The sequence below is a fragment of the Mesorhizobium sp. CNPSo 4684 genome, assembly GCF_057784315.1.
Map to the genome: position 1 here is coordinate 98,483 of NZ_JBWLUX010000010.1, position 25,411 is coordinate 123,893.

Annotated in this window: 27 protein-coding genes; 13 read left to right on the plus strand and 14 right to left on the minus strand. The window is 63.3% G+C overall.

What is annotated here, in order from left to right; all coding sequences use genetic code 11:
• The first annotated feature begins 109 nt into the window (after window positions 1-109).
• A complete protein-coding gene (locus tag AC04SG_RS11360) occupies window positions 110-1,018 on the plus strand; it encodes a LysR substrate-binding domain-containing protein (RefSeq protein ID WP_488551087.1) in 909 nt (302 codons plus the stop codon).
• Window positions 1,019-1,238: 220 nt separating this feature from the next.
• On the opposite strand, the gene der is transcribed toward AC04SG_RS11360, so the two are convergent.
• Both der and AC04SG_RS11370 read right to left on the minus strand, forming a co-directional pair.
• Window positions 1,239-2,672, minus strand: a complete 1,434-nt coding sequence (gene der / locus AC04SG_RS11365) for a ribosome biogenesis GTPase Der (RefSeq protein ID WP_477237104.1) — start codon at window positions 2,670-2,672, stop codon at window positions 1,239-1,241.
• A 59-nt stretch (window positions 2,673-2,731) separates the two neighbouring features.
• Window positions 2,732-3,394 (minus strand): tetratricopeptide repeat protein, encoded by a 663-nt coding sequence (locus AC04SG_RS11370; RefSeq protein ID WP_192256206.1) that lies wholly within the window; start codon window positions 3,392-3,394, stop codon window positions 2,732-2,734.
• Between the two features lie 293 nt (window positions 3,395-3,687).
• Between AC04SG_RS11370 and AC04SG_RS11375 the strand changes: the two genes are divergently transcribed.
• Window positions 3,688-4,692, plus strand: a complete 1,005-nt coding sequence (locus tag AC04SG_RS11375) for a polysaccharide deacetylase family protein (RefSeq protein WP_488551088.1) — start codon at window positions 3,688-3,690, stop codon at window positions 4,690-4,692.
• A 53-nt stretch (window positions 4,693-4,745) separates the two neighbouring features.
• Here AC04SG_RS11375 and sbmA read toward each other — a convergent pair whose 3' ends face one another.
• The 3 genes from sbmA to AC04SG_RS11390 form a co-directional block, all read right to left on the minus strand.
• A complete protein-coding gene (gene sbmA / locus AC04SG_RS11380; RefSeq protein WP_488551089.1) occupies window positions 4,746-6,005 on the minus strand; it encodes a peptide antibiotic transporter SbmA in 1,260 nt (419 codons plus the stop codon).
• Between the two features lie 121 nt (window positions 6,006-6,126).
• A complete protein-coding gene (locus tag AC04SG_RS11385; RefSeq protein ID WP_488551090.1) occupies window positions 6,127-7,284 on the minus strand; it encodes a YbfB/YjiJ family MFS transporter in 1,158 nt (385 codons plus the stop codon).
• A 317-nt stretch (window positions 7,285-7,601) separates the two neighbouring features.
• Window positions 7,602-7,805, minus strand: a complete 204-nt coding sequence (locus AC04SG_RS11390) for a hypothetical protein (protein WP_488551091.1) — start codon at window positions 7,803-7,805, stop codon at window positions 7,602-7,604.
• Between the two features lie 122 nt (window positions 7,806-7,927).
• On the opposite strand from AC04SG_RS11390, the gene AC04SG_RS11395 reads away from it, so the two are divergent.
• From AC04SG_RS11395 to AC04SG_RS11405, 3 genes are all read left to right on the plus strand, one after another.
• Entirely contained in the window at window positions 7,928-8,842 is a 915-nt protein-coding gene (locus tag AC04SG_RS11395; protein WP_488551092.1) for a LysR substrate-binding domain-containing protein, read from the plus strand.
• An 85-nt stretch (window positions 8,843-8,927) separates the two neighbouring features.
• Window positions 8,928-10,184 carry an aminopeptidase gene (locus AC04SG_RS11400; protein WP_488551093.1) on the plus strand — a complete coding sequence of 419 codons (1,257 nt, stop codon included), beginning with the start codon at window positions 8,928-8,930 and terminating at the stop codon, window positions 10,182-10,184.
• A 16-nt stretch (window positions 10,185-10,200) separates the two neighbouring features.
• Complete coding sequence (locus AC04SG_RS11405) at window positions 10,201-10,557, plus strand: DUF488 domain-containing protein (protein ID WP_488551094.1); 357 nt, start codon at window positions 10,201-10,203, stop codon at window positions 10,555-10,557.
• Between the two features lie 211 nt (window positions 10,558-10,768).
• Here the strand turns inward: AC04SG_RS11405 and AC04SG_RS11410 are convergent, their stop codons facing one another.
• Window positions 10,769-11,119 (minus strand): ArsC family reductase, encoded by a 351-nt coding sequence (locus tag AC04SG_RS11410; protein WP_488551095.1) that lies wholly within the window; start codon window positions 11,117-11,119, stop codon window positions 10,769-10,771.
• 154 nt (window positions 11,120-11,273) lie between these two features.
• Between AC04SG_RS11410 and AC04SG_RS11415 the strand changes: the two genes are divergently transcribed.
• From AC04SG_RS11415 to AC04SG_RS11425, 3 genes are read left to right on the plus strand one after another with little or no spacing between them, the layout of a single operon-like run.
• Window positions 11,274-11,843: a dihydrofolate reductase family protein gene (locus tag AC04SG_RS11415; RefSeq protein WP_488551096.1), complete on the plus strand. Its 570-nt coding sequence runs from the start codon at window positions 11,274-11,276 to the stop codon at window positions 11,841-11,843.
• The gene (locus tag AC04SG_RS11420; protein WP_488551097.1) at window positions 11,843-12,193 is read left to right on the plus strand and encodes an ArsR/SmtB family transcription factor; all 351 of its coding nucleotides are present in this window, start codon (window positions 11,843-11,845) and stop codon (window positions 12,191-12,193) included. Before AC04SG_RS11415 ends, AC04SG_RS11420 begins: the two co-directional genes overlap by 1 nt.
• A complete protein-coding gene (locus AC04SG_RS11425) occupies window positions 12,190-12,669 on the plus strand; it encodes an SRPBCC family protein (protein ID WP_488551098.1) in 480 nt (159 codons plus the stop codon). Before AC04SG_RS11420 ends, AC04SG_RS11425 begins: the two co-directional genes overlap by 4 nt.
• Before the next feature lie 84 nt (window positions 12,670-12,753).
• On the opposite strand, the gene AC04SG_RS11430 is transcribed toward AC04SG_RS11425, so the two are convergent.
• From AC04SG_RS11430 to AC04SG_RS11460, 7 genes are all read right to left on the minus strand, one after another.
• A complete protein-coding gene (locus AC04SG_RS11430) occupies window positions 12,754-13,107 on the minus strand; it encodes a SnoaL-like domain-containing protein (protein WP_488551099.1) in 354 nt (117 codons plus the stop codon).
• 462 nt (window positions 13,108-13,569) lie between these two features.
• The gene (locus AC04SG_RS11435) at window positions 13,570-14,655 is read right to left on the minus strand and encodes an ABC transporter ATP-binding protein (protein ID WP_488551100.1); all 1,086 of its coding nucleotides are present in this window, start codon (window positions 14,653-14,655) and stop codon (window positions 13,570-13,572) included.
• A complete protein-coding gene (locus AC04SG_RS11440) occupies window positions 14,645-15,253 on the minus strand; it encodes a helix-turn-helix domain-containing protein (protein WP_488551101.1) in 609 nt (202 codons plus the stop codon). The genes AC04SG_RS11435 and AC04SG_RS11440 overlap by 11 nt, the downstream gene beginning before the upstream one ends.
• A gap of 214 nt (window positions 15,254-15,467) precedes the next feature.
• On the minus strand, window positions 15,468-16,550 hold the full coding sequence (locus AC04SG_RS11445) for an ABC transporter substrate-binding protein (RefSeq protein WP_488551102.1): 1,083 nt from the start codon (window positions 16,548-16,550) through the stop codon (window positions 15,468-15,470).
• A gap of 29 nt (window positions 16,551-16,579) precedes the next feature.
• The gene (locus AC04SG_RS11450) at window positions 16,580-17,383 is read right to left on the minus strand and encodes an ABC transporter permease (RefSeq protein ID WP_488551103.1); all 804 of its coding nucleotides are present in this window, start codon (window positions 17,381-17,383) and stop codon (window positions 16,580-16,582) included.
• Window positions 17,380-18,267: an ABC transporter permease gene (locus tag AC04SG_RS11455; protein ID WP_488551104.1), complete on the minus strand. Its 888-nt coding sequence runs from the start codon at window positions 18,265-18,267 to the stop codon at window positions 17,380-17,382. Before AC04SG_RS11455 ends, AC04SG_RS11450 begins: the two co-directional genes overlap by 4 nt.
• A gap of 96 nt (window positions 18,268-18,363) precedes the next feature.
• A complete protein-coding gene (locus AC04SG_RS11460; RefSeq protein ID WP_488551105.1) occupies window positions 18,364-19,647 on the minus strand; it encodes an NAD(P)/FAD-dependent oxidoreductase in 1,284 nt (427 codons plus the stop codon).
• 186 nt (window positions 19,648-19,833) lie between these two features.
• Between AC04SG_RS11460 and AC04SG_RS11465 the strand changes: the two genes are divergently transcribed.
• Entirely contained in the window at window positions 19,834-20,991 is a 1,158-nt protein-coding gene (locus tag AC04SG_RS11465; protein ID WP_488551106.1) for a fumarylacetoacetate hydrolase family protein, read from the plus strand.
• A gap of 2 nt (window positions 20,992-20,993) precedes the next feature.
• Here the strand turns inward: AC04SG_RS11465 and AC04SG_RS11470 are convergent, their stop codons facing one another.
• Window positions 20,994-21,248, minus strand: a complete 255-nt coding sequence (locus tag AC04SG_RS11470) for a hypothetical protein (protein ID WP_488551107.1) — start codon at window positions 21,246-21,248, stop codon at window positions 20,994-20,996.
• A 154-nt stretch (window positions 21,249-21,402) separates the two neighbouring features.
• Here AC04SG_RS11470 and AC04SG_RS11475 point away from each other — a divergent pair, with 154 nt between their 5' ends.
• The 4 genes from AC04SG_RS11475 to AC04SG_RS11490 all read left to right on the plus strand — a co-directional run bounded on the left by AC04SG_RS11475 (window position 21,403) and on the right by AC04SG_RS11490 (window position 25,380).
• Entirely contained in the window at window positions 21,403-22,335 is a 933-nt protein-coding gene (locus AC04SG_RS11475; protein ID WP_488551108.1) for a substrate-binding domain-containing protein, read from the plus strand.
• 109 nt (window positions 22,336-22,444) lie between these two features.
• The gene (locus tag AC04SG_RS11480) at window positions 22,445-23,431 is read left to right on the plus strand and encodes an ABC transporter permease (protein WP_112565677.1); all 987 of its coding nucleotides are present in this window, start codon (window positions 22,445-22,447) and stop codon (window positions 23,429-23,431) included.
• A gap of 3 nt (window positions 23,432-23,434) precedes the next feature.
• Window positions 23,435-24,229 (plus strand): ATP-binding cassette domain-containing protein, encoded by a 795-nt coding sequence (locus AC04SG_RS11485; protein ID WP_488551109.1) that lies wholly within the window; start codon window positions 23,435-23,437, stop codon window positions 24,227-24,229.
• Window positions 24,230-24,357: 128 nt separating this feature from the next.
• On the plus strand, window positions 24,358-25,380 hold the full coding sequence (locus tag AC04SG_RS11490; protein WP_488551110.1) for a LacI family DNA-binding transcriptional regulator: 1,023 nt from the start codon (window positions 24,358-24,360) through the stop codon (window positions 25,378-25,380).
• Window positions 25,381-25,411 lie beyond the last annotated feature (31 nt).

Below are 25,411 nucleotides of genomic sequence, written 5' to 3' on the forward strand. Positions count from 1 at the left end.
TCCTGTAATGGCCCTTCCGAACCCTTGACGCCTTGTCTCTACCGCCATAACTTCATCCCGAATATCGGGAATTTTTTGATAATTGTTCCCGAAAAGCAGGATCATTGTGATGCGACGTGTAACCTTTGACCTCGATGTCCTCAGAAGCTTCGTCACCGGCATGGAGCTCGGCAGCTTCGCCAAGGCCGCAGACCGCCTCGGACGTTCGACCTCGGCGGTCAGCGCGCAACTGAAGAAGCTGGAGGAGCAGGCGGCGACGCCGATCTTCCGCAAGTCGGGCCGCGGCCTGGCGCTGACCGAAGCCGGCGAGACCATGCTTGGCTACGCCAGGCGGCTGCTCGATTTGAATGACGAGGCGGCCTCCGCCATCCACGACGTCGAACTGGAAGGCTGGGTCAGGCTTGGCCTGCAGGAGGATTTCGGCGAGGCGGTGTTGCCGGAGGTGCTCGGGCGCTTCGCCCGCGCGCACCCTAAGGTCAAGATCGAGGCCAGGATCGGACGCAGTTATGAGCTTGCCGAGCGGATCACATCAGGCAATCTCGACATTGCGCTGGCCTGGGACAGCGGCCAGGCGCTGCCCTACAGCCGGCATGTCAGCGATGCGCAATTGCGCTGGATCGGCCCGGCCAAGCTGATCGAGACCAGCCTGCGCGAGGGCGAGGCGCTGCCGCTGGTGGCGCTGGAAGCGCCCTGCCTGTTGCGCACGGTAACGACGGAAACGCTGGACCGCGCCGGCCTGCCGTGGCGGATGGCCTTCTCCAGCCCCAGCCTTGGCGGCATATGGGCGGCGGTCGCCGCCGGGCTCGGCTTGACCATCCGCACCGATATCGGCCTGCCGGCCAATGTCAGGGCGATGGCGCCGCAGATGCTCGGTTTGCCCGCGCTGCCGACCATGGCGCTGGTGCTGCACCAGAAGGACGCCGAACTGGATCCGGTTGCGGCGCGGCTGGCGGACATATTGTTGCAGGCGGCGATAGAGGCGCTGCCGGGGGGTGCGCGGCTGAGGGAGGTCGCTTAGACGCGATGATCATCCGGCGTCGAGTTCCCGCACACCCCCCTCTGTCCTGCCGGACATCTCCCCCGCAAGGGGGGAGATTGGATGGCGCGAGTGCTCTCGCGAATCTTCAACGTTGCAAGAAGGCGCCGTCAGAACGAACTGCTGATCTCCCCCCTTGCGGGGGAGATGGCCGGCAGGCCAGAGGGGGGTGCTGTCCCGCGAGCCTGCGCAAGTCTGACGCTCACTTGCGCTTGTTCGCTCTCCCCGCGAACGGGTTGTCCGAAGTCCGCAGCGCTATCCTGATCGGCACGCCCGGCATGTCGAAGGCTTCGCGCAGGCTGTTGGAGAGGTAGCGGACGTAGGATTGCGGCATCGCGTCGGGCCTCGAGCACTGGACGACAAAGCCCGGCGGCCGCGTCTTGGCTTGGGTGACATACTTGACCTTGAGCCGGCGGCCGGCGACGGCGGGTGGCGGATGATGCGCCAGTATGCTTTCCAGCCAGCGGTTGAGCTTGCCGGTGGAAACGCGGCTGTTCCACACCTTGTGCGTCTTGATGACGGCATCCATGAGCTTGTCGAGGCCGCGGCCGGTCTCGGCGGAAACCGTCACCGCCTGGATGCCGCGCACCTGCGGCAAGAGCCGCCCGGTCTTTTCGCGCAGTTCGGCTAGCAGCTCCTGCGGATTGTCGATCAGGTCCCATTTGTTGAAGGCGATGACCGGCGCCCTGCCCTCGCGAATGATGAGGTCGGCGATCTGCAAATCCTGCTTCTCGAAGGGGATGGTGGCGTCGAGCACGATGATGACGATCTCGGCGAAGCGGATGGCGCGAAGGCCGTCCTGCACCGACATCACTTCCAGCTTTTCATGGATTCTCGCCTTGCGGCGCATGCCGGCGGTATCGAACAGTTTTAGCCTGCGGCCATGCCAGTCCCAATCGACGGAGATGGAATCGCGGGTGATGCCGGCTTCCGGGCCGGTCAGCAGCCGCTCCTCGCCGATCAGCGCATTGATCAGCGTCGACTTGCCGGCATTGGGGCGGCCGACGACGGCGATGCGCATCGGCTTGGTGTCGTCATAGGCGGGTTCGGCGTCGGGATCGGTGATGTCCTCGCCGATCAGCACCTCGCTGGCGGCGACCTCCTCCTCGGCGTCGTCCTCTTCCTCGTCGAATGCGCGCTTCTCACCAAGGGCTTCGATCACCGCATCGCGCAGGTCGGGCATGCCCTGGCCGTGCTCGGCCGAGACCGGGATCGGCTCACCGAGACCGAGCTCCCAGGCCTCCAGCATGCCGCCCTGGGCGCCCTTGGCCTCGGCCTTGTTGGCGACCAGCACGACCGGCTTGCCGGACTTGCGCACGATTTCGGCAAAGGTGCGGTCGTCGGGTAGCAGGCCGGACTTGGCGTCGATGGTGAAGAAAATCAGGTCGGCTTCGCGGATGGCGATCTCGGTCTGCGCGCGCATGCGGCCGGGCAGTGTCGAGGCGGCCGCGTCCTCGAAACCGGCGGTGTCGATGACATCGAAATGCAGGTCGTAGAGTTTTGCCGCGTGGACGCGACGGTCGCGGGTGACGCCCGGCGTGTCGTCGACAAGCGCCAGCTTCCTTCCGACCAGCCGGTTGAAAAGCGTCGATTTGCCGACATTGGGACGGCCGATAATGGCGACTTTGAAGCTCATCCGGCCCTACAATCCGTCATCCATCGCCCAAAACCGCAGCGCATTTTGGGCGACGCGTATCATGACGCGCCCGAGCCGCGGATCAGTTCCGACATCAGCGTCGCCCGCTGGCGCGCATTGCGCGGGGCGCCGTCATCGGCGGCGATCTGGTCGAACAGTTTCAGCGCATCCTGGGTCTTGCCTTCCTTCCAGGCGGCAAGGCCGAGCGCTTCGCGCGCCGTGTGGCGCAGCGTGTTGTTGTCGGCGGTCAGCGCCTCGACGCGGCTGGAGACGTCGGCGAAGGAGCCGTGGTCGACGAGCAGCAGGGCTGCCCGCAGGCGCGCCATGTCGCGGATGCCCTGGGGAATGGCGGTGTCGGCGGCGACGCCATCGAAATCCGCGACGGCGGCGGCAAAGTCGCCCTTGTCGGCCTTGACGGTTGCCGCGCGCATGCGGGCGAGCAGCGGATAGGCGCCGTAGCCATCCTTTTCCAACTGCTGAAGCGCTGTCAGCGCATCGTCGCTCTTGCCGTCATTGGCAAGCTTCAGCGCCTGCGAAAAGGCGTCGCCGGAGCGGTTGGCGCGGCTCTCGTCCCAATAGCGGTAGCCGACGAAGGCAGCGGTGCCGAGCACCACCAGGATGGCGAGGCCAAGGATCGCCGGACCGAAACGGTCCCACAGCGCCTGCGCCTGCTCGCGACGGATCTCGTCGTTGACCTCACGGATAAAACTGTCGTCGGACATCAATCAAAACCATTGCTGCCCCGGAAGGGGCGCTTCTTGAGCCCCGCGTTTTAGCGAAATTTTGTCGGCATGGAAGGGGCTGGGCAGGAAAATCGGCTAATCGCCTGGCAGGCGGCTGGAGCCTGTTCCATCCCGACGGGGTCGGGATCGGGCGCCATTTCCTATTTTGAGCATGATCTTTTCCGAAAACCGGTCTCCACTTTTCGGGATCATGCTCCGGGCGCCGACCGTACCCACGCCACATTTTGCCGATAGCCGGCTTTGACTGCCTCCGGATCAAGCCCAGATTGTCGATGCCTCTTCTGTCCCGCGTTGTTGCGTTTTCCACAGCCATGCTTGCCACGGCGGGCGCAGTTTTCGCCGACCCGCCGGCCGCACCCGTCCCGGCCAAGCTGAAGCAAGTGGTCATCATCTCGTTCGACAGCGCCCGCGAGATCTCGCAATGGCAGCGAAGCCGGGCACTGGCCAAGCGCACCGGCGCGCATTTCACCTACTTTCTGTCCTGCGTGTTCCTGTTGTCGCAGCAGACGCGCGCCGAATACACGCCGCCGGGCAAATCCGCGGGCAAATCCAACATCGGCTTTGCCGCCTCGAAACAGGAAGTCGCTGACCGCCTCGAGCAGATCGGGTTCGCCGCGTCGGAAGGCCACGACATCGCCAGCCATGGCTGCGGCCATTTCGACGGCAAGGACTGGAGCAAGGCCGACTGGCTGAAGGAGTTCGCCTCGTTCGAGCACATTCTGGAGAACGCCTATTCGATCAACGGCATCACGCCCGAACCCAAGGGCTGGCATGATATTGCCCATGCCGTGACCGGTTTTCGCGCGCCCTATTTGTCGACAAGCAAAGGACTCTATGAGGCCCTGCCTGAAGCCGGCTACCACTATGATGCCAGCGGTGTTTCGAAAGGTCCGGTCGAGCCGCCGGCCAGCGGCGGCCTCACCCGCTTTTCATTGCCGCAGATCCCGGAAGGCCCGAATTCAAGGCCGGTGATCGCCATGGACTACAATCTCTATGTCCGCCATTCCGGCGGCTTCGAGCGGCCAAGCCAGGCGGCTGAGTTCAGCGAGCGGACCTATCAGGCCTTCCGCGCCGCCTTCGACAAGCAATATCAGGGCAAGCGCATTCCACTGGTGCTCAGCTTCCACTTCACCCTGATGAATGACGGCGCCTACTGGAACGCGCTGGAACGCGTTGCCGGCGAGACCTGCCTCAAATCCGATGTCGAGTGCATCAGTTTTCGCGATTATGTCGCGCGGCAGGGCGGCACCGAGAGACAGGCGGCGGTGGGCGGCTGAGCCGCCCACCGTTTGCATCACAAATTCAGTCTTTACTCAGGCAGGATCTTCACTCAGGCAGGATCTTCGACGCTCTGCCGCTCCAGGTAGCGCCGATCAATATCCGGCAGCGGCTCGCCTTGCAGTGTCGCTTCGAAGGCGCGCAGGCGTTTGTGAACCGACTGAAGTTCAACGATGGTCGACCAGGAGGTGAGCAGAAACTGCAGAGACCCGGTAACCTTGCCGAAGGCGTTCGAGATCTGGTTCAGCGCGCCAAAGGTGATCTTGTGCGCAACCAGTGACGGCCCCAGGATCAGCAGTGAGAAAATGTTGTCGGCCTGCAGGTAGGTGTAACGGACAACGTTGAAATAGATGTAGTGGAAATAGAGCCTGAAATAGTTGTGACGAACATTCGCGAACAGCTCGGCAGTGGTGGCTGGCTGGGCTCTGTCCGCATGGTCCTCGCCATAGACCAGTTCCTTGCGGTAAGCAGCTTCAACGCGCTGGTTACGGAATTGTAGTCCCGGAAGCTTCAGACCGGCGACCATGACCGAGATCGTTCCGAACAGACACCAGGCCAGTGCCGCGACCACCAATGGCTGAGGGATCGCACCGACAATCGGCAACTCACTGATGTGGGACTGCAATTGGATCATCACCGGCAGGAATGCAATCAAGGTCATGATCGACTGGACGAAGGTAGCGCCGAGATCCTCCATGATCTGCGAGAAGCGCATTGTATCTTCCTGGATACGCTGCGAGGCGCCCTCGATATGGCGAAGTCTGCCCCAGTTCTCGACGAAATAGTTGTTCATCGCGGTGCGCCAGCGGAAGATCCAGTGGCTGACGATGAAGGCATTGACCACCTGCACATTCATGCCAACCAGCGCGAGCCATGAAAAGTCGGCCAATCCGATGTAGAATTCGCCATTGGTTGACTTTCCCGTCCCGGACATCAGCCCCTGCACATAGTCAAAGAAAGGGCCGTACCAGGCGTTGACGGCGACGCTGACCTGCACATTGAAATAGATGAAGAACAGGATGACCGCCGTCATCAGGATGGACCAGCGCTGCCAGGGATGCGGTGAATACCAGCTCCAGAACGCGTAGAACACGAGCACGCAGAACGCGAAATAGAGATAGAACCAAAGGAATGGCTTCGACACGAGGATGGCGATGCCGATGATGGGCGGCGCGTCGGCGGCGGCCGGTGGCATACCGAAAAAGGCCCCCAACTGCTCACCTCCAAAGAACCAGAACAGGATTGCGGCAAGGCTCCAGATGGCCACCGAAGAGAAGAACAGCTTCGGCTGCGGAAAAAACGATACGAACACTGTGGTGAAATCCTCGGTCGATGCGCAAATCAGCGGGATTGCCGTTCAGCGGGCATAAAGTCACACATTAGGTGGAAAGCAAATGCCCGTGCCCGATGCCCGGCATCGAGCAAGACCACAATCATGGCGATTTTGGCGCAGCCGACCAGGTTATCCCAGCAGATACCAGCAATACGGCAGCAGCTACGATCGAGGCGAGGAAGAAGTTGCCCGAGGCCTGCGCCAGCAGGCCGGCGACGATCGGGCCGACGATCTGGCCGATGCCGAAGGAAGCAGTCATCAGCGCGAAGATGCGGCGCGGCGCCTGTGGAACGAGCAGCCTTGCCGTCTGCAGGCCGAGCGCGGTGATGGCGATGAAGGTGCCGCCGAGCAGGACACCTGCCAGCAGCGGCCCGACGGTGCCGCCCATGGCGACGCTGGCGGTGACGCCGACCACTTCGACCAGGCAGCCCACGGCATAGGCTGCGTAGAGCCCGATCCGTGCCGCAATCTTCTGCCAGAGCCAGACCGAGGGAAAGCCGGCAAGGCCGGTGACCATCCAGACGGTTGCCTCGAAGACGCGGCCGCCGCCACCCTGGCGGACGATGGCGACGAGGAAGGTTGCCGTAACCACATAGCCGAAGCCGAACAGGCCATAGGCGATGATGACCTTCAGCAGCGAGCGGTCGTTGGGCAGCGCCGGTTCGCGGCCGGCCACGCCATTGACGGGCGCGGTGCCGCCAGCGAGCCAGGCGACGAGCGCCAAGCCGCCAGCCGAAATCGCGCCCGACCACAGCCAGCCCGCCGGCCAGCCGGCATGTTCGGTGACCAGAAGAGCCATCAGCGCCGAGGATGCGGCGATGCCCAGGCCGACGCCGCCGAAATGCAGCGCCTGCAGGTCGCTTCTGTTGGCGGCAGCCAGATGACCAAAGACGATGCTGGCCATGAACACCATGACGAAGGCGCTGGCGAGACCGGCGAGGAAACGGATGACGATGAAGGCGGTCATCGTCTCGGTCAGCCCCATCAGGGCGGCGAGCGCAGCACTTGCGGCAAGGCCGCCAAACATCAGCAAACGATCGCGCCCATGTGCCCAACCGCCGGCCGCGGCAAGCGCGCCGACGAGGTAGCCGAGATAGTTGGCCGATGCGATCCAGCCCGCATCGGCCGGCGACAGATGCAGTTCTTCCATCATGCCGGGCAGGATCGGCGTGTAGACGAAGCGGCCGATGCCCATGGCGACGGCGATGGCAATCATGCCGGCGAGAGCGAGGCGAAGGGGTGACGGCGCGGCGTTCATTGCAGCGCACAATAAGGGTAGACGCAGCCGAAACAATGCGCCTGCGTTGGGCCAGCAGAGCGACGCAAGCGCCTCGAATGTCTTGGCCCTATAAGCGCAGAAATTCACAGCGCCTGCGCTGCCCCTTATCGCCCTGCCGGGCACTTCTCCCCGTATAGTGACGGGGAGAAGGGGCTGGCCGCAGCGTTGGCGCAATGCTTGCAACGCTGGAGATTGGCGAAATCGTGGACGAGAGCGACCCTCTCCCCGTCACTATACGGGGAGAGGATGCCGGCAGGCAGGTGAGGGGCAGCGCAAAGTTCTGGCAATCGGCCGTTTCAAGCGACCGCGCTCGTCTCATAAGCGGTGCGCCGCGCCGTCAGTCGGAACGGGATGTCGCCGAGTTCGCGCTCCGACATGGTGTCGAGCACCGGATGAGACAGCGGATCGGTCGCCCAATTTAGGACATCGCCATTTTGGCGCGGGGCCCGCCGCGCGCCCACGGCCGCAAAGATCTTGAGCAATGATAGGAGCGTCACCATCCTCGCCTCCTTAGTCTGACTGTCTAAGACCCACTGTCTCGGTCTGACTGTCCCGCTAAAATCTGCCTTGTCGGGCTGTCTTTCAATTGAGATTTCAGCCGTAGCGGTTTAGAAAAACTGAAATGGCTATGCTGAACCGCGTCCATCTCAACGGCTTGCGCGCCGTCGAAACCGTTGCCCGCCTCGGCTCGCTCGCGGCGGCCGCCGGCGAACTCAACGTCTCTGTCAGCGCCGTCAGCCAGCAGATCAACCGCACCGAAAAGCAACTCGGACAGGCGCTATTCGAACGCACGGCAAGCGGTCTGGTGCTGACCGAATTCGGCAGGGTGTTTTCCGCCAGGCTGGGCGCCGGTTTTCGCGAACTTGCGCAGGCGGTGGCGCTTGCCGACGAGGCAAACCAGTGCACGCTGGTGGTTTCGGTAGCGCCGGCCTTCGCCTCGAAATGGCTGCTGCCCAGGCTGTCGCGGCATTTCGATCGGCACCCGAACGTGCTGTTGCGCATCGACGCCTCGGCTCAGCTGGCTGATCTTGACCATTCCGACGTCGACATCGCCATCCGGATGGGTGATGGCACCTGGCCGGCCGGAAGGGACGAACTTCTGCTGGCGCAGGAAGTGTTCCCGGTGTGCGCGCCGTCGATCGCCAGCAGGCTTCACGCGATCGAGGATCTGGCGAAGACCTGCGCCATCACCGACGAGCGGACGATGATCAACTGGGAGAGCTGGTTTGAAGCCGCCGGCGTCGAACCGGTCACCTTCCGCAAGGGCGCGCGTTTTACCGACCCGATGCTGTGCCTGGAATCGGCGATCGCCGGGCATGGCGTGATGCTTGCGTGGCAGTTGCTGGCCGCTGACGCATTGGCCGATGGCCGGCTGGTCGCGCCTTTCGGCGTCCGCGTGGACAGCGGGCTCGGCTACTGGATGGTCACCTCGGCCAGCAAGGCCGAAAGCCGCAAGGTGCGGGATTTCAAGGTCTGGATCCGCGAGGAGATCGCGCAGACCATGGCGCAGTTCAGTGCGCTGGAGAGTGCGGCGTAAAGCTCGCTGCCGCGACGGTGCTGGAAAGCATAACCGCGCCGCTCTATGTTGGAAGCTTCACCCCAAGACCAAGGCAGGCAGGATTATGACCACACATTCGCGCGGCGTTTCCGCAACCATCGACCCGGTGAAGCTCGACAGGCTGGCGGAAGTCGCCATCAAGGTCGGGCTGCAATTGCAGCCGGGGCAGGATCTGGTGCTGACCTCGTCGATCGCCGCGCTACCGCTGACCAGGCGTATCGTCGAGCATGCCTACAAGGCCGGCGCGGGGCTGGTGACGCCGATCTTCAACGATGACGAGATCACGCTGGCGCGCTTCCGCTACGGCGCGGATGCCGGCTTCGACCGCGCCGCCGGCTGGATGTATGAGGGAATGGCGAAGGCCTTTTCCAACAATGCGGCGCGGCTTGCCGTGCGCGGCGAGGACCCGTCGCTGTTGTCGGGGCAGGACCCGGCCAAGGTGGCGCGCGCCAACAAGGCGAACTCGATGGCCTACCAGCCGGCGCTGGAGAAGATCACCGGCTTCGACATCAACTGGAACATCGTCGCCTATCCCGATCTCGCCTGGGCCAAGCAGGTCTTCCCCGGCGATGCCGACGATGTCGCCGTGGTCAAGCTCGCCGATGCCATCTTTTCGGCATCGCGGGTCGATGTCGAGGATCCGATCGGCAATTGGAAAGCGCACAATGCAGCGCTGCGCGGCCGCACCGAGTGGCTGAACGGCCACAATTTCCATGCGCTGCATTTCACCGGGCCGGGCACCGACCTCACCGTCGGGCTGGCTGACGGCCACGAATGGATGGGCGGCGCCTCGACGGCCAAGAACGGCGTCACCTGCAACCCGAACATCCCGACCGAGGAAGTCTTCACCACGCCGCATGCACGGCGCGTCTCCGGACATGTCTCCTCGACCAAGCCGCTGTCCTACCAGGGCACGCTAATCGACGACATTTCGGTGCGTTTCGAGGAGGGTAGGATCGTCGAGGCCAAGGCTTCGAAGGGCGAGGACGTGCTGAAGAAGGTGCTCGACACCGACGAGGGCGCGCGCCGTCTCGGCGAAGTGGCGCTGGTGCCGCATTCCTCACCGATCTCGGCCAGCGGCCTGCTGTTCTTCAACACGCTGTTCGACGAGAACGCCGCCTGCCACATCGCGCTCGGGCAGTGCTACTCGAAATGCTTCGTCGACGGCGCCTCGCTCAGCCAGGACGAGCTCGCCCAGCGCGGCGGCAACAAGAGTTTTGTCCACATCGACTGGATGATCGGCTCGGACAAGATCGATATAGACGGCGTCCACAAGGACGGCGCTCGCGTGCCGGTGATGCGCAAGGGCGAATGGGCCTGAGCTTGCGGAGGGTCGGATGGGTTTCGACCTGACGGTCAAGCGCATCTACGAGCCACCCGCGCCCGATGACGGGCAGCGGGTGCTGGTCGATCGCATCTGGCCACGTGGTATCAGCAAGGAGAGCGCCGCGCTGACGCTGTGGCTGAAGGACATCGCGCCGAGCGATGAATTGCGAAAATGGTTCGGGCATGAGCCGGCTCGGTGGGCGGAGTTTCGGAAGCGGTATGCGGTCGAGCTGGACGGGAACGGCGAGGCGGTGGCGCAGCTCCGTGACCTGCTCGGCAAGGGCCGCGTGACGCTGCTCTACGGCGCGCATGATGAAGCGCACAACAATGCGGTGGCGCTGGCGGGGCATTTGCGTGGGACGGACTGAGCCGATCGGAATTTAGAAGCCGGCGGGACAGCGCCCCCCTCTGTCCTGCCGGACATCTCCCCCACATGGGGGGAGATCAGACGTCACGCGAGCTTTCGCCAATCACCAACGTTGCAGGATAAGCGAGGCGCCAATACCGCCAATCTCCCCCCTCGTGGGGGAGATGTCCGGCAGGACAGAGGGGGGCGCGAAGGATCGCGGCGGTGAAGATCTACTTCCCCACTTCCGCCTCATAAACATCGGCCTTGAACCCAACCAAAATCCGATCCCCCACCTCAAGCACCGGACGCTTGATCATGGTCGGCTTGGCCAGCATCAGCTTCTTGGCCTTCTTCTCGTCGAGGCCGGCCTTGTCCTTGTCCGGGAGCTCGCGAAACGTCGTGCTGCCCTTGTTGAGCAGCTTTTCCCAGCCGACCTTGCCGACCCAGCCATCCAGCTTTTCAGCCTCTATCCCTTCGGCCCGGTAATCGTGGAAACGGTAAGGCACATCGTGGCCCTCCAGCCAGGTGCGCGCCTTCCTGATCGTGTCGCAAGTGGTGATGCCGTACATGGTGATGGTCAAAACGCGCTTCCCTTGGGCTGACGGTCGAATCCGCCAACAGCCTAAAACCGCCCTTCCCGCTTTGCCAGCGCCTCGGCCACCTCAGCGCATTTTTAGGGCTTGCCAATACTAAGGAATTTTCCTAAGTGTTTGCGAAATCGGCAGAGGAAAAGTCATGGCTAGGATCGTTGTGTCGGAATTGATCTCCCTCGATGGCGTGACGGAAGCGCCGGGCGGCGAGCCGGGTTTCCGACACACCAACTGGGTCGGCAAGCGCCACGAGGCCGGCATGATCGACTACAAATTCCAGGAGGTGCTCGACCACGAAGCGCTGCTCATCGGACGGGTGACCTATGAAAGCTTCGCCGGCGCCTGGCCGACCTACAAAGGGCCCTTCGCCGACCGGATGAACGGCATGGCGAAATATGTCGTCTCCTCAACGCTGAAGAATCCGGCATGGAACAACACCACCCTGCTGCAAGGCGAGCCGATCGCCGCGATCCGCAAACTCAAGTGGGAGATGAAAGGCGATATCTTGGTTGGCGGCAGCCGCAGGCTGGTCAACGCGCTCAAGCAGCATGATCTCGTCGACGAATACCGGCTGATGGTGTTCCCCGTCATCCTGGGCAGCGGCGCGCAGCTTTTCGACGGGACGGAGGACGCGACCGACCTCAAGCTGGTCGACACGCGCGCCTTCGGCAATGGCGCTGTGGTGCTCACCTATCATGTGGAGCGGGCGTCGTGATGGCCGGTCTGCAACTCCCCGCCCCCACGCCGATCGACGGCATCTTTCGCGCGCTGGCCGACCCGACGCGGCGGCGCGTGGTCGAGCGGTTGAATCGCAGCCCGGCCTCGGTCAGCGAGCTGGCGCAGCCTTTCGAGATGGCGCTGCCTTCCTTCATCGAGCATCTCAAGGTGCTGGAAGGCTGCGGGCTGGTGCGATCGGAAAAGATCGGCCGCACCAGGACCTATCAGCTGGCGCCCGAGCCGCTGCAGCTCGCCGAGAACTGGCTGGCCGAACAGCGCACGCTGTGGGAGCGCCGCCTCGACCAGTTCGACGCCTATGTGATGAGCCTCAAGGAGCAGGAAAGGTGAGCTATCCCTTCAAGCCCGACCCCAGACTGGATCTGACGCTGGAGCGCGTGCTCGACGCGCCGCGCGAACTCTTGTGGCGCGCCATGACGGTGCCGGAGCATGTCAAGCAATGGTTCACGCCAAAGCCGTGGCTGATCACCGATTGCGAGATCGATCTTAGGCCAGGCGGGCTGTTCCGCACACGCATGCAGTCGCCCGACGGCACAGAGGTCAACGACCGCCGTTGCTGCTATCTCGACATCGTGGAGAACGAGCGGCTGGTGTGGACGGATGCGCTGCTGCCGGGCTACCGGCCGTCGGGCGAGCCCTTCATCACCGCGGTCATTTCGCTTAAGCCGGACGGCAAGGGCACGCGCTACACCGCAACCGCCATCCACCGCGACGCGGCCACCCGCAACAACCATGAAGAGATGGGCTTCTTCGATGGCTGGGGCACGGTGGCCGATCAGCTGGCGCAATATGTGAAGACGATTTGAGTTTTTCGCCCGGCGGCCAGGACAGTGTCCCGGCCGCCATTCTTCAATCACGCAAGCGAACCGGGAGCCGGCGGCATTCCGGCCTCAGTAGTAGAAGCGCTCTTCGGTGATCTTGCCGTTCTTGACCGTGTATAGGCCAACCTCGTCCATGGTGACACGCTCGCCTGTCGCCTTGGGCGTAATGTCAAACTTGAAGCGCAGCGCGAACTGATCGCCGTTGACATAGGGGCCATCGATCGAGCCGCCATGGACCTCATGGTTCGCTTCCCACCATTCGCCCTTCTGCTTAACGGCTTCCTTGCCGTTGCAGACAGCCATCGGCCCTTCCATCGCCTCATAGCTGACGATGTCGTCGGCATTGTATTTCGCGGCAGCGCTGTGGCTGTCGCCCTGCTTGAGGAGTTCGGTGAAATCCTTGGCAAGTTCCGCAGTGGTCATGATGTTCCTCCTGTTCAGACGCATCCCAAGTAGGGGGCCGCATGCCGGCATGCCACCGTTAGGACGCTCGGTAGCTGACAACTGGTGTCAGGACGATTGATATAGCGCGCTATGTGACGACGATTTTGGGGCGGCTCACATGCCGGCCAAGGCATCGTCCTGACCGTCCAATCGCCAGCGCCCACGCTCCTTATAGACACTCTTGCCGATGAGACTGTGGATCAGCACAAAACCCCGAACCGTCTAGCCGACTGGGTCAATCGATCGCTCCCGGATCTTGGGAACACGCGCTTCGTCGCGAAGCAGCGTGACATGCGGTTCGATGGAGTTTGTGAGAAAGCGTTTTAACGGGCTGTCGGAAATCAGTGCGGTGAGGTTGCGCCAGAGTTCTTGCAGCGCCGGATTGCTGCCACTGCCACCACGAAGAACAAGTGAACCTCCGCCGCTGGATCTTGGGGCGGATCAGCTTGGCAGCATAGGGCAGTTGGCGCCACGGCGCAGACTGATATGCGCCACGTCGCCGACGCTGAATTGAAAGCCTTCGGCCTGGCGCGGGGCGTCGATCACCACCGGCACCCCCTGCCGGAGTTCGGCGTGCAGCCGCAGCGTGCGGCCGTGGAAGACGATGGAGTTGACGCGCGCCGGCGCGGTGCCGGCGGCGGCGTCGGTGGTGGCCAGCAGATCCTCGGGACGGACGCCGATGGTGCGTTCGGCACCCTCGGCGGGCGTATCGCCGGTCTCGGATGTTGCTTCCAGCGAGAGCCCGCCGGCGGCGAAGCGCAGGCGATCACCGTCGCGGCCGATGAAGCTCGACTTAAGCAAGTTCATCGTGCCGATGAAGCTCGCGACGAATGTCGTCGCCGGCCGGTCGTAGAGCGTCGCCGGAGGCGCTATCTGCTCGATGCGGCCCTTGTTCATGACGACGATGCGGTCGGAGATCGACAGCGCTTCGGTCTGGTCGTGGGTGACCATGACGAAGGTGGTGCCGAGGCGCGACTGCAGCCGTTTCAGCTCGACCTGCATCTGTTCGCGCAGATGCGCGTCGAGCGCCGACAGCGGCTCGTCGAGCAGCAGCACGCGCGGCTCGCAGACAATGGCGCGGGCGAGTGCGACACGCTGGCGCTGGCCGCCCGACAGTTCGGAAACGCGGGCGCCGAGCTTGTCGGCAAGGCCGACCATGTCGAGCGCTTCACGGACGCGCTTGGCCTGTTCGCTGCCTGAAAGCTTGTGCAGCGACAGGCCGAAGCCGACATTTTCGGCGACGTTCATATGCGGGAACAGCGCGTAGTCCTGGAACACGGTGTTGACCGGACGGTCGAAGGGCCTGAGCGCGGTGATGTCGCGGCCGTCGAGCAGCACCTTGCCGCTGGACGGACTCTCGAAACCGGCAATGACACGCAGGCTGGTGGTCTTGCCGCAGCCCGACGGTCCGAGCAGCGTGATGAACTCGCCGCTGATGATGTCGAGATCGACGGCATCGAGCCCGACAATGCCGCCGGGAAACACCTTCGAGACATTGTCCAGGCGTACCAGAGCATCAAGCGCCATCGCGAACCTCGGACGGCTTGGTGGTGTTGACCCAGAGGATCTGGCAGCGCTCGGTGCCGGGATTGCGGAAGGCGTGCAGAAGCGTGCTCTTGAAGGCAAAGGAGTCGCCGCTCTTCAGCACATATTTTGTCGAATCCACCACCAGCTCGACCTCGCCCGACAGGACGTAGCCGAACTCATGGCCGATATGCGCATAGGCTTCCGCCGTGCCACCATCGGCTTCGACTGTCACCAGAAGCCCGGTCAGCGTCGCGCCCGGCGGCGACAGCAGCGCCTTGGCGACGCCTTCGGACTTGACCGGGAGCTGCCGCCTTTTGTCGGCACGCACGCAATAGAGATCGTTGCCGGCATCCTTGCCGTCGGTGATCAGCGCCGAGGGTTCTATGTCGAGGGCCGCGGCCAGCGGCCAGATCACCTTGACGCGCAGCGAGGACAGGCCGCGCTCGATCTGGCTCAGCGCCCCGATCGACACGCCGGCCTTGGCCGCAAGCTCGGCCAGCGACAGATTGCGCTCCAGCCTGAGCGCCCGCACACGGCGGCCGACGCGGGTGTCGGCATCGTCTTTGGGCTTCTCGGTGGTCTCGTCAAGCATGTCCATGCGTGGGTCCTTGTTCTCTTCTCACATCGACGGGGCGCAGCGCCGCTAGGCTCCCCCTTCTCCCCTTGTGGGAGAAGGTGTCGCCGAAGGCGACGGATGAGGGGTGTTCCAGGGAACGCCAGCGTCTCACTCCGCTGGAGCACCCCTCATCCGTCTCGGCGCTGCGCGCCGATCCACCTTCTCCCACAAGGGGAGAAGGTGAGGTCTGCGCTGCTCACCCGCCGGCCTTCACCTTCTCGAACATCTTCGCCACATCGTCATTCTGCTTCATCGGGCCGGTGAAGATGGTCGACTTCAGCATCACTTCCGGATCCGCCGGCAATTGCAGCTTGTCCAGTTCGTCCTTCGCCACGCCGGCGAAGGCGGTGCTCAGCGAGCTGCCATAGCCGTAGGACTGGATCAGGTACTTACCCGAGTCGGCGTCCAGCCGGCTGTTGATGAAGTCGTAGGCGAGGTCGACATTCTTGGCGTCCTTGAGCATGACGAAGCCGCAGGCCCAGGTCAGCATGCCCTCCTTCGGCTTCATGAACTCGACCGGCACGCCCTGCTTCTTCAGCGAAGTGGCCGACGCATTCCAGGTCATGGCGGCGACCAGCTGGCCGCTGGCCAGCGCCTGTTCGACCGAGGTCATGTCGGTGGTGTAGCTGGACAGCAGCGGGCGCTGCTCTCGCAGTTTTTCCGCCACCTTGTCCATCTCAGCCGGCGTCATGTCGAACGGATTGACCCCGGCGAGCAGCGCGGCAACGATTGGCGTATCATGCACGGCGTCGATCGTCGCCATGCGGCCGGCATATTGCTTGTCCCACAGAAGGTTCCAGCTTGCTTCCGGGTTCTTGACCAGATCGGTGCGGTAAAGGATCGAGGTGTTGCCCCAGTCCCACGGCACCATCCAGACCTTGCCGTCGCCGGCCTGGATGTCGGGCAGGTTCTTGAACACCGGGAAGATCGAATCCCAGTTCTTGATGCGCTTGGTGTCGATTGGCTGCAGCAGACCTTCCTTGTTCCATCGCGCCACCTTGTCGTAGCAGGGATGCGCTATGTCCGGCCGGAAGCCGGCCTTGACCTTGGTGAAGGCATCGTCGTCGTCGCCGAAGATGGAGGCTTCGACGCCATCGGGATGCGCGGCGAGGAAGCTCTTATTGAAGTCGGGCAGTTCATAGCCCGACCAGGTGAAATATTGCACCTTGTCGGCGGCGAAGGCGACCGTCGAGGACAGGACGATTGCAAGGGCGGCAAGCCCGGTGCGGGCTGTCTTTCCGGTGATCGATTTCAGGCCAGATGTCAGGTCGAATGCCATTTCAGTTCTCCTCTCTTGTTTTGTTGTCATCAGGATGGTTTCGCGCCGAGGCCACGGTGGCGCAGCAATTCGGCAGTGCCGGCAATGATGAAAGACACGCTGAGGATCGCAGTCCCCAGCGCCATGACGGTCGGCAGCGAGCGGGGAAACCGCAACTGGCTCCAGATGTAGAGCGGCAGCGTCGGCTCGGTGCCGGCGAGGAAGAAGACGACGATGAACTCGTCGAAGGAAATCAGAAACGCCAGCATGAAGGCCGAAATGATCGCTGGCAGGCTGAGCGGCAGCATCACCCGCCGGAACGTGGTCCAGTCGGACGCGCCGAGATCGAGCGCTGCCTCGCGAATGGTTTTCGGGATGGCGGCAAAGCGGCTGCGCATGATCACCACCGTCGTCGGCAGCGCCACCAGTACGTGGCCGAGAACGATGGCGATCCGCGACGGGCCGAGGCCGATGAGGTTGACGAGGATAAGCAGCGATATGCCGACGATGACGCCGGGGATCAGGATCGGCAGCCTAGAGATGGCGCTGATGGTGGCAGCCAGCGGCGAGCGGCCATAGAGGTCCATGTAGGATACGGTGATGCCGCAGAGCGTGGCGCCGGCGGCGGCTACGACGCCGATGACGAGGCTGTTCAAAAGCGCGCCGGACAGGGCCGGATTGCCATAGAGCGTGGCATACCATTCGAGCGTGAAGCCCTGCAGCGGAAACGCTGCCTGGATGGAGTTGTTGAAGGAAAACAGCGGGATCAAAAGGACCGGCAGGTAGAGGAACACCAAGTAGGCGATGACGTAACCGCCAAGCCAGCGACCGCCTTCCGTGCGCGCCGCGTTCATGTGCGGCTGCCGAATTTGCGGTCGGCAGAGCGCGCGACCAGCACCACGCAAAGGATGACCAGCATGACGCAGACCGAGAGCGCGGCGCCGAACGGCCAGTCATTGGCCTTGCCGAATTGCGACTGGATCAGCGTACCGATCATGGTGCTGGCCGGGCCGCCGACCATGGCCGGCGTGACATAGTCGCCGACCGTCGGCACGAAGACGACCAGGGCTGCCGCCAGCACGCCCGGCATCGAATTGGGCAGCACGACGCGGCGAAACGCCGTGAACGGCCTGGCGCCGAGATCGGACGCGGCTTCGAGCAGCGATTTCGGAATGGTGTCGAGCGCCACATAGATCGGCAGGATGGCGAAGGGCGCGTAGGCGTGCGCCAAGGTGACGACGACCGCAGCCGGTGTGTTGAGGAAGGCCAGCGTCGGTTCCGACCAGATGCCGCTTTCGATCAGCGCCGAGTTCAAGACGCCGTTGTAGGCCAGCACGATCTTCCAGGCGAAGACGCGCAGGAGATAGCTGGTCCAGAACGGCAGGGTCACCAGGAACAGCAGCAGTCCACGGCGGCGGCCGGCATGGAACGCGAGATAGTAGGCGACGGGATAGGCGGTGATGACAGTCGCCAGCGTTACCAGGCCGGCAATCACCAGCGAGCGCAACGTCACCGTCCAGTACAGCGGATCGGAGAGCACGGTGATGAAATTGCCTGCCGTAAAACCGGCACCGAGCAGCGAACCGTCATTGCCGCGCAAGGCGAGGAACAGCACCAGGCCAAGAGCAAACAGGATCAGGAAGAAGGTGACCAGTCCGCCCGGCAGCAACATGGCAAAGCGGAAGCCTCGGGACGAACCGGACCCTGCTGGCGCTTCAGACGCAACGATGCTCGACATCGGACTGCTCAATGGAAATATGAAATCGACTTAACTTTTTTCATATTCCTGAAACTGTCAAGCTGAATCCGCGGAGCCTGAACGGCCGGCGCACAATCAGCGCTCGAAGGCGTCCAGCATCCGGTACCAGGCAATGGTCGCTGCCACGCCGATCTGCCGGAAGGCATGAAACGGGATCGGCCGGATCGGCGACAGCGGGAACGGCAATTGTGCCGCATCACCGTTCGCCAGGTAGCCCGCCATGCGTTTTCCCAGCGCGCTCATCACGCCGACGCCCCTGCCCTGGCAACCGACCACGGCGAGCAAGCCTTTTTCAGGTTCGTGGATGTGCGGCAGGTGATCCGGCGTCATCGCCACGCGGCCGAACCAGCGCTTCTCGATCGGGGTATCGGCCAATGCCGGATAGAGCCTCACAAGTGCACGCTGCAGATGCGCCCAGTCCGCTTCGCTGGAGGGCAGCGCCATGCGGCCGCGCCCACCAAGCACCAGCCGGCCGTCGGCTGTCTTGCGATAGTAGACGAGGATGCGCCTGGAGTCGGACACCGCTTGCCCTTCCGGCAGGATCGCCGCTGCAAGGTTGGACGACAGTGGCGCGGTCGCGATCTGGAAGGAATGCAACGGCACGATCGTCTCGGCGAGACCAGGCAACAGTCCATCGGAATAGGCATTGGTCGCCAGGATAACCGCCTTGGCTCGCACTTCGGCGCCGTTTGCGCTCGAAACACGCCAAACGCCGGCGTCCCTGGTCAGCTTCACCACCTTCTGCCGCTCGGCAATTCTGGCGCCGGCCGCGGCAGCGATGCGCGCCAGTTCCAGCGTATAAGCGAGCGGATCGATGATGCCCGCGCGGCGGTCGAGCCAGCCGCCGAGATAGCCTTGCGCGCCGGTCATCGCAGCGATCTCGCTTTGGCTGAGAAGCCGGACATCGGCGCCACGTGCCCGCCATTGGCGATCCCGGTTCGCTGCCGCTGTCAAAGCGGTTTCGGTGTGCGCAGCCTGGATCCAGCCATTGCGCGTGAACGGGACCGCCAGTTTTTCGTCACGGATGAGATTGAACACCGTATCCGCCGTCGAGGCGGCGAAATCGACCAATGCCTGGCCACGCTTGGGGCCGAAATGCTCCAGCAGCCATTCGGGATCATATTTCAGTCCGGGAATGACCTGGCCGCCATTGAGGCCCGAGGCGCCCTGGCCGATCTCGCCGGCATCCAGCACCTGAACGCCGAGACCAAGCCGGGCGGCATGCAAGGCCGTCGACAGGCCCATGAAGCCGCCGCCGACGATGACGACATCCACCAGCGTGCCATCCGGGACGAGCGACTGAAAGGTGGATGCGGTCTGCGGCTTTTGCCAGATCGGGACTGAAAACGGCGTGGGCAAGGCTTCACCTGGAGTATGGCGTAAAATGAAAATCCTAGTGGCAATTTCATTTTTTTGAAAGAGATGGCTTCATGTCAGCACCGACAATTGGCTGCGCCACGGGATAGACCTTTGGCAGGAATCCGGTGAAAGTGCCGCGCCCTTCAGGCCAGTTCCCATTCGCAATCAGTCAAAGGACCTTAAGCCATGACGAAGCCAACGCAGCTTCCCGCCAACGGGCTCTTCATCGGCCGCGCCAAAGTGAGCGATGCCTCGCATCCGCTGGTAGTCACGGTGCGCGACGGCACTGTCTTCGACATCACCTCAAGCGCCGCGCCAACCGTGCGCGATATCTGCGAGATGGCCGATCCGGCGGGATATGTGCGCTCCGCCAAGGGCAAGCCGATCGGCGCGCTCGAGGCGATTGCCGCCAACAGCTTTCAGGCCACACGCGATCCGGCGCAGCCATATCTCCTTTCGCCCGTCGACCTGCAGGCGGTGAAGGCATCGGGCGTGACCTTCGTGGTCAGCCTGCTCGAGCGCGTCATCGAGGAGCAGGCGCGCGGCTCGGCCGAAAAGGCCGACGCCATCCGCGCCGACATTGCCGGGCTGATCGGCCATGATCTGTCGAAGCTGAAGCCCGGTTCGCCCGAAGCGATGGAGATCAAGGCGAAGCTGATCCAGCGCGGCGCCTGGTCGCAATATCTGGAAGTCGGCATCGGGCCCGACGCCGAGATCTTCACCAAGTGCCAGCCGATGGCGTCGGTCGGCTTCGGCGCCGATGTCGGCCTGCATCCGGTGTCGACCTGGAACAACCCCGAGCCGGAGATCGCAATGATCGCGGCGAGCAGCGGCAGGATCGTTGGCGCCACCATCGGCAACGACGTCAATCTCAGGGATATCGAGGGACGCTCGGCGCTACTGCTCGGCAAGGCCAAGGACAACAATGCCTCGGCTTCGCTCGGCCCGTTCATCCGGCTGTTCGACGACACCTTCGCCATCGACGACGTGAAGCAGGCCATTGTGCGGCTGAAAGTCGAGGGCGAGGACGGGTTCTCGCTCGAGGGCGCGAGTTCGATGGCCGAGATCAGCCGTTCGCCGGAAGAGCTGGTTGCCGCCGCCATGGGGCCACACCACCAATATCCGGACGGGCTGGCGCTTTATCTCGGCACCATGTTCGTGCCGTCGAAAGACCGCGGCGAAAAGGGCAAGGGCTTCACCCACAAGGTCGGCGACATCGTCACCATCTCGTCGGAGAAATTCGGCGCGCTGGTCAATCGCGTGCTTCTGTCGCCCGATTGCCCACACTGGACCTACGGCGCCAGCCATCTCATGCGCGACCTCGCCAAAGCCGATCTGATTTAATTTCACGACCGTCTGGACGGCCGATCTCCAGGCTGATCGGCGCCGTGATGGTGCTCGCGCTCGACCGCCTGGTCAAGCTGCTGCGCAACCGCCAGGCCGCGCGCTTTCAGGAAAATCTGCACGCCTGAGTTCCGGCACCGCCTGCCTGTCCTGAAATATCTAAGCTGAAGCAGTTCCGGACGGAAAACCGCTTCACACTTTTCCTGGAATTGCTCGAACTGATGCGATCTGATGGGATCGCTGATGGCGTGTTGCATCGCGCCACCATCCATTGGGCGAATGGAGGCTTGCCATCGGCCGGAAAAGAAGATGCTCTGAGCATCCGGGCGGCGCTGGCAGGAGGAAATGATCGGGCATGGCCCGGATCATCGCCGGACGTGGAGGTCGTTTTTCAACATGGGAGGAAAGCAAATGCTGACGAGGCTACGATTACTCGTGCTTGGCTTGATTGTGGCGCTGGCCATTCCGGCGGCGGCACAGGCCAAGACGTTCTACTGGATTTCGCATGGCGGCCCGGCCGATCCGGTCTGGACCTACTTCCTGGCCGGTGCAAAGCAATGGGCGAAGGATACCGGCAACACCGTCAACACCTCGTTCCACAATGGCGATGTGGCCTCGCAGCAGGAGGCCGTGCGCGCTGCGATCTCGGCCAAGGCCGACGGCATCGTCACCACCAGCCCCGATCCGGGCAGCCTTGTCGAGATCGTCAAGGAAGCACGGACGGCGAAAATCCCGATCATCAATTTCAACACGCCCGATCCGAAGGCGAACTTCAATGCCTATGTCGGTGGCGACAACGTCACCTTCGGCAAGCACTGGGCGCAGTATCTGGTCGACAAAGGCCTGGTGAAGAAGGGCGATTTCGTCTGGATGCCGGTTGAAGTCCCGGGCGCCACCTACGGCGTTCAGGAAGAAGAAGGCATCAAGAGCGTCTTCGGACCGCTCGGGATCACCTATGAAATCACCGAGGCGACGCTCGACCAGGCCGAAGTGATCAACCGCATGGTCGATTACCTCACTGCCAACAAGGCCAAGGTCAAGGCGATCATCGGCCTCGGCGACCTCGTCACCGGCTCGATCAAGCGGGTGTTCGACCAGGCCGGTATCAAGCCGGGCGAAATCCCGGTCGTCGGCTGGGGCAACTCGCTCGACACCACCCAGGAAGTGCTGACCGGCTACGTCAATGCCGGCCAATGGCAGGACCCGCAGGCGACCAGCTATGTCGCACTGTCGCTGGCCAACATGGCCGCCAGCGGCATTCCTCCGGGCTTCAACGTCATCACCGGCGCGCTCTACGAAAAGGACACCGCGCAGGTCTACGACGACATCCTGTCCGGCAAATAACCTGGGTGCCTAACAGTCGCGGCCGCATCGGCGGTCGCGACCGTCCTTTCGCCGAACTGTTCGCAGTATGTGCGAGGTTCAGCCCTTCCCTTCCTGTCGCGGGTCATCAGTGGAAAACCGTTCGCTCCCCCAACGCCTGATCGCGAGGCCGGAATTCGGCCCCCTGGTGCTGCTCATCATCGAGCTCGCCGTGTTCTGGAGCATCAACCATGACTTCCTGTCGCCGCAGAACATCTCCAACATCCTCGCCTTCACGGTCGAGCTCGGGCTGATCGCGCTGGCGATGACGCTGCTGATGACATCGGGCGAATTCGACCTGTCGGTCGGCTCGCTGTTCGGCTTCTCGCCGGTGCTGATGTGGACACTGTTCAACAGCGGCGTCACCTCGCTGGAGATGGGCCTCGTCGTCGCTCTGGTCGTCGCCGCCTTCATCGGCCTGGTCAATGGCTGGTTCGTCACGCAGCTCAAGATCCCGTCCTTCCTGGTAACGCTCGGCATGCTGCTGGTGGTGCGCGGCACGGCGCTGTTCGTCACCGACGGCTTTCCGCAGCGCACCTGGAGCGCGGAGGGCAGCTGGCTTGCCGAAGCGCTGGTCGGCGATTTCTTCATCGGGCCGTTCCGTATCTACATGTCGCTGTTCTGGTTCATCGCGGCGGCCGCAATACTCGGCTACGTGCTGACGCAGAGTCGCACCGGCAACTGGATCCAGGCCTCGGGCGGGAACCCTAATGCCGCCCGCGCGCGGGGCGTCAACGTCAACGGCGTCAAGATCGGCCTGTTCATCCTGTCCTCGCTGATGGCATCGCTGGCCGGTGTCATCTCCTCGCTGCGCACATCGGCCGCCAACCCCAACAGCGGCACCGGCTACGAGCTCGAAGTCATCGCCATGGTGGTGATCGGCGGCACGGCGCTGACCGGCGGACGCGGCACCATCATCGGCACCGTGCTCGGCATCCTGATCCTGCGCGTCATGCGCAACGGCATCGTGCTGATCGGCGTGCCCGGCCTTGCCTACAACATCTTCATCGGCGCCATCATTCTCGGCATGATGGCGCTGCATTCATGGCTGGAACGCCGGCATCAGGCAGGGACGTGAACCATGGCTGAACCGCTCATCCGCATGACCAACATCAAAAAGTCCTACGGGCGCGTGCAGGCACTCGAGGACGCCAATTTCCACGTCAACGAAAGGGAGATTGTCGGCCTGCTCGGCGACAATGGTGCGGGGAAGTCGACGCTTATCAAGGTGCTGTCGGGCGCCGTGCCACTGACCAGCGGCGACATCTTCATCCGCGGCAAGAAGGTCAATCTGCGCTCGACCAGCGACGCCATCGCGCAGGGCATCGAGACGATCTACCAGGACTCGGCGCTGGTGACGCAACTGTCGATCGCCCGAAACTTGTTCCTCGGCCGCGAGCCCATCAAGCCACCGCGCTTCTTGAACCGCATGGATCAGGAGGCGATGAATCTGGTCGCCCGCGACCTGTTGAAACAGGTCGGCATCTCCAAGAACATCCCGCCGACCACGCCGATCGGCTCGCTGTCGGGCGGCGAGCGGCAGGCGGTCGCCATCGCCCGCGCCATGCATTTCGACAGCGACCTGATCATACTCGACGAGCCGACCAACAATCTCGGCGTCGCCGAGACGCAAGGCGTGCTGAGCTTCGTGCGCAACGCGCGCGATTCCGGGCATTCCTGCATCTTCATCGCCCACAACATCCACCACGTCTTCCAGGTGGTCGACCGTATCGTCGTCATGCGCCGGGGCAAGGTGGTGGCCGACGACATCGACCCGAAGAAGACCACGGTCGCCGAGGTGGAGCGTATCATCACCGGCATGTCGGACAAGGAAATCCGCGACGCCATCGTCGAAGGCAGGCCATCGCACGGCTGAACCGTCTTCCTGCCGTCTGGCACATCAGCTCTAACTCTTTGTGGAGCATGATCTTTGGACAAAACGGTGCCCGTTTGTCCGACAAAACCGGTTCCCACTTTTCGGGATCATGCTCTATGACTGTGACCATGAAAGCCACCGTTGCTGACATCGCCAGAAGCTGCGGCCTGTCGACCGCGACGGTCGACCGTGTGCTCAACAACCGGGCCGGCGCGAGCGCCGCCAACCGGCAGCGGGTGATGGAAGCGGCCAAGCAGCTCGGCTATCTGCCGGTGGTCGACCAGGTGACGCTGCCATCGCGGCCGGCGCATCTCGAATTCTTCCTGCCGATCGGCGCCAACGGCTTCATGGTCGATCTGGCCGGGCATATCGAGGACTATGCGGCGCGGCTGCCGCTGGTCGCCTCCTGCCGCATCCACAACCTTGCCGGCATCTCGCCGGCCGCACTCCAGACAGCGGTCGAAAACCTGTCGCTGAAAGCCAATGGCGTCGGCGTCATCGCCGTCGACCATCCGCGAACACGCAACATATTGCGCGACGTCGTCGAGGCCGGCATCCGCCTCGTCACCCTGGTCTCCGACGTTCCGGCGGCCCCGCGCTCGGCCTATGTCGGCATCGACAACCGGGTGGCGGGGCGCACGGCGGCACTGTTGATGGGGCGCTTCCTCAACGGCCATAAGGGCCATCTGGCGATGGTGGTGGGATCGCGCTCCTATCGCGGGCACGAGGAGCGCGAAATGGGCTTCCGCTCGGTGTTGTCGGAAGAGTTTCCCAATTTGACCGTCACCAGCGCCGTCGAGATCAATGACGAGCCGGAAGGCAGCTATGCCGCCACCATGCAGGCGCTGCACAACGAGCCTGACCTGCTCGGCATCTACTGCGTCGGCGCCGGACGCTCAGGGGTAGCGAGAGCGCTGCTCGAAACCAGGCCGAAGAAGAAGCCGGTGTTCATCTGCCACGACCTGACCAGGGAAACGCGCGGCTATCTCGTCGACGAGCTCGCCGATGTCGTCATCGACCAGAATGCGCGGCTGATCGCGGAGCAATCGGTGATCCGCCTGCTCGGCTCGATCGCGTCTTCCGCGCCCTATCTGACAAAGAAGTTCATCGAGCCGCGGCTGATCTTCAAGGAAAACGTGCCGGTGCAGTGAATTTTGCGCCGTGGCGGCTTGCTATTTGTCC

Bases quoted from the DNA above. Each gene is read 5' to 3' on its own strand.
- AC04SG_RS11360 (WP_488551087.1), top strand. From the start codon at position 110: ATGCGACGTGTAACCTTTGACCTCGATGTCCTCAGAAGCTTCGTCACC.
- der (WP_477237104.1), bottom strand. From the start codon at position 2,672: ATGAGCTTCAAAGTCGCCATTATCGGCCGTCCCAATGTCGGCAAATCG.
- AC04SG_RS11370 (WP_192256206.1), bottom strand. From the start codon at position 3,394: ATGTCCGACGACAGTTTTATCCGTGAGGTCAACGACGAGATCCGTCGC.
- AC04SG_RS11375 (WP_488551088.1), top strand. From the start codon at position 3,688: ATGCCTCTTCTGTCCCGCGTTGTTGCGTTTTCCACAGCCATGCTTGCC.
- AC04SG_RS11385 (WP_488551090.1), bottom strand. From the start codon at position 7,284: ATGAACGCCGCGCCGTCACCCCTTCGCCTCGCTCTCGCCGGCATGATT.
- AC04SG_RS11390 (WP_488551091.1), bottom strand. From the start codon at position 7,805: ATGGTGACGCTCCTATCATTGCTCAAGATCTTTGCGGCCGTGGGCGCG.
- AC04SG_RS11395 (WP_488551092.1), top strand. From the start codon at position 7,928: ATGGCTATGCTGAACCGCGTCCATCTCAACGGCTTGCGCGCCGTCGAA.
- AC04SG_RS11400 (WP_488551093.1), top strand. From the start codon at position 8,928: ATGACCACACATTCGCGCGGCGTTTCCGCAACCATCGACCCGGTGAAG.
- AC04SG_RS11405 (WP_488551094.1), top strand. From the start codon at position 10,201: ATGGGTTTCGACCTGACGGTCAAGCGCATCTACGAGCCACCCGCGCCC.
- AC04SG_RS11415 (WP_488551096.1), top strand. From the start codon at position 11,274: ATGGCTAGGATCGTTGTGTCGGAATTGATCTCCCTCGATGGCGTGACG.
- AC04SG_RS11420 (WP_488551097.1), top strand. From the start codon at position 11,843: ATGGCCGGTCTGCAACTCCCCGCCCCCACGCCGATCGACGGCATCTTT.
- AC04SG_RS11430 (WP_488551099.1), bottom strand. From the start codon at position 13,107: ATGACCACTGCGGAACTTGCCAAGGATTTCACCGAACTCCTCAAGCAG.
- AC04SG_RS11435 (WP_488551100.1), bottom strand. From the start codon at position 14,655: ATGGCGCTTGATGCTCTGGTACGCCTGGACAATGTCTCGAAGGTGTTT.
- AC04SG_RS11440 (WP_488551101.1), bottom strand. From the start codon at position 15,253: ATGGACATGCTTGACGAGACCACCGAGAAGCCCAAAGACGATGCCGAC.
- AC04SG_RS11445 (WP_488551102.1), bottom strand. From the start codon at position 16,550: ATGGCATTCGACCTGACATCTGGCCTGAAATCGATCACCGGAAAGACA.
- AC04SG_RS11450 (WP_488551103.1), bottom strand. From the start codon at position 17,383: ATGAACGCGGCGCGCACGGAAGGCGGTCGCTGGCTTGGCGGTTACGTC.
- AC04SG_RS11455 (WP_488551104.1), bottom strand. From the start codon at position 18,267: ATGTCGAGCATCGTTGCGTCTGAAGCGCCAGCAGGGTCCGGTTCGTCC.
- AC04SG_RS11465 (WP_488551106.1), top strand. From the start codon at position 19,834: ATGACGAAGCCAACGCAGCTTCCCGCCAACGGGCTCTTCATCGGCCGC.
- AC04SG_RS11470 (WP_488551107.1), bottom strand. From the start codon at position 21,248: ATGCAACACGCCATCAGCGATCCCATCAGATCGCATCAGTTCGAGCAA.
- AC04SG_RS11475 (WP_488551108.1), top strand. From the start codon at position 21,403: ATGCTGACGAGGCTACGATTACTCGTGCTTGGCTTGATTGTGGCGCTG.
- AC04SG_RS11485 (WP_488551109.1), top strand. From the start codon at position 23,435: ATGGCTGAACCGCTCATCCGCATGACCAACATCAAAAAGTCCTACGGG.
- AC04SG_RS11490 (WP_488551110.1), top strand. From the start codon at position 24,358: ATGAAAGCCACCGTTGCTGACATCGCCAGAAGCTGCGGCCTGTCGACC.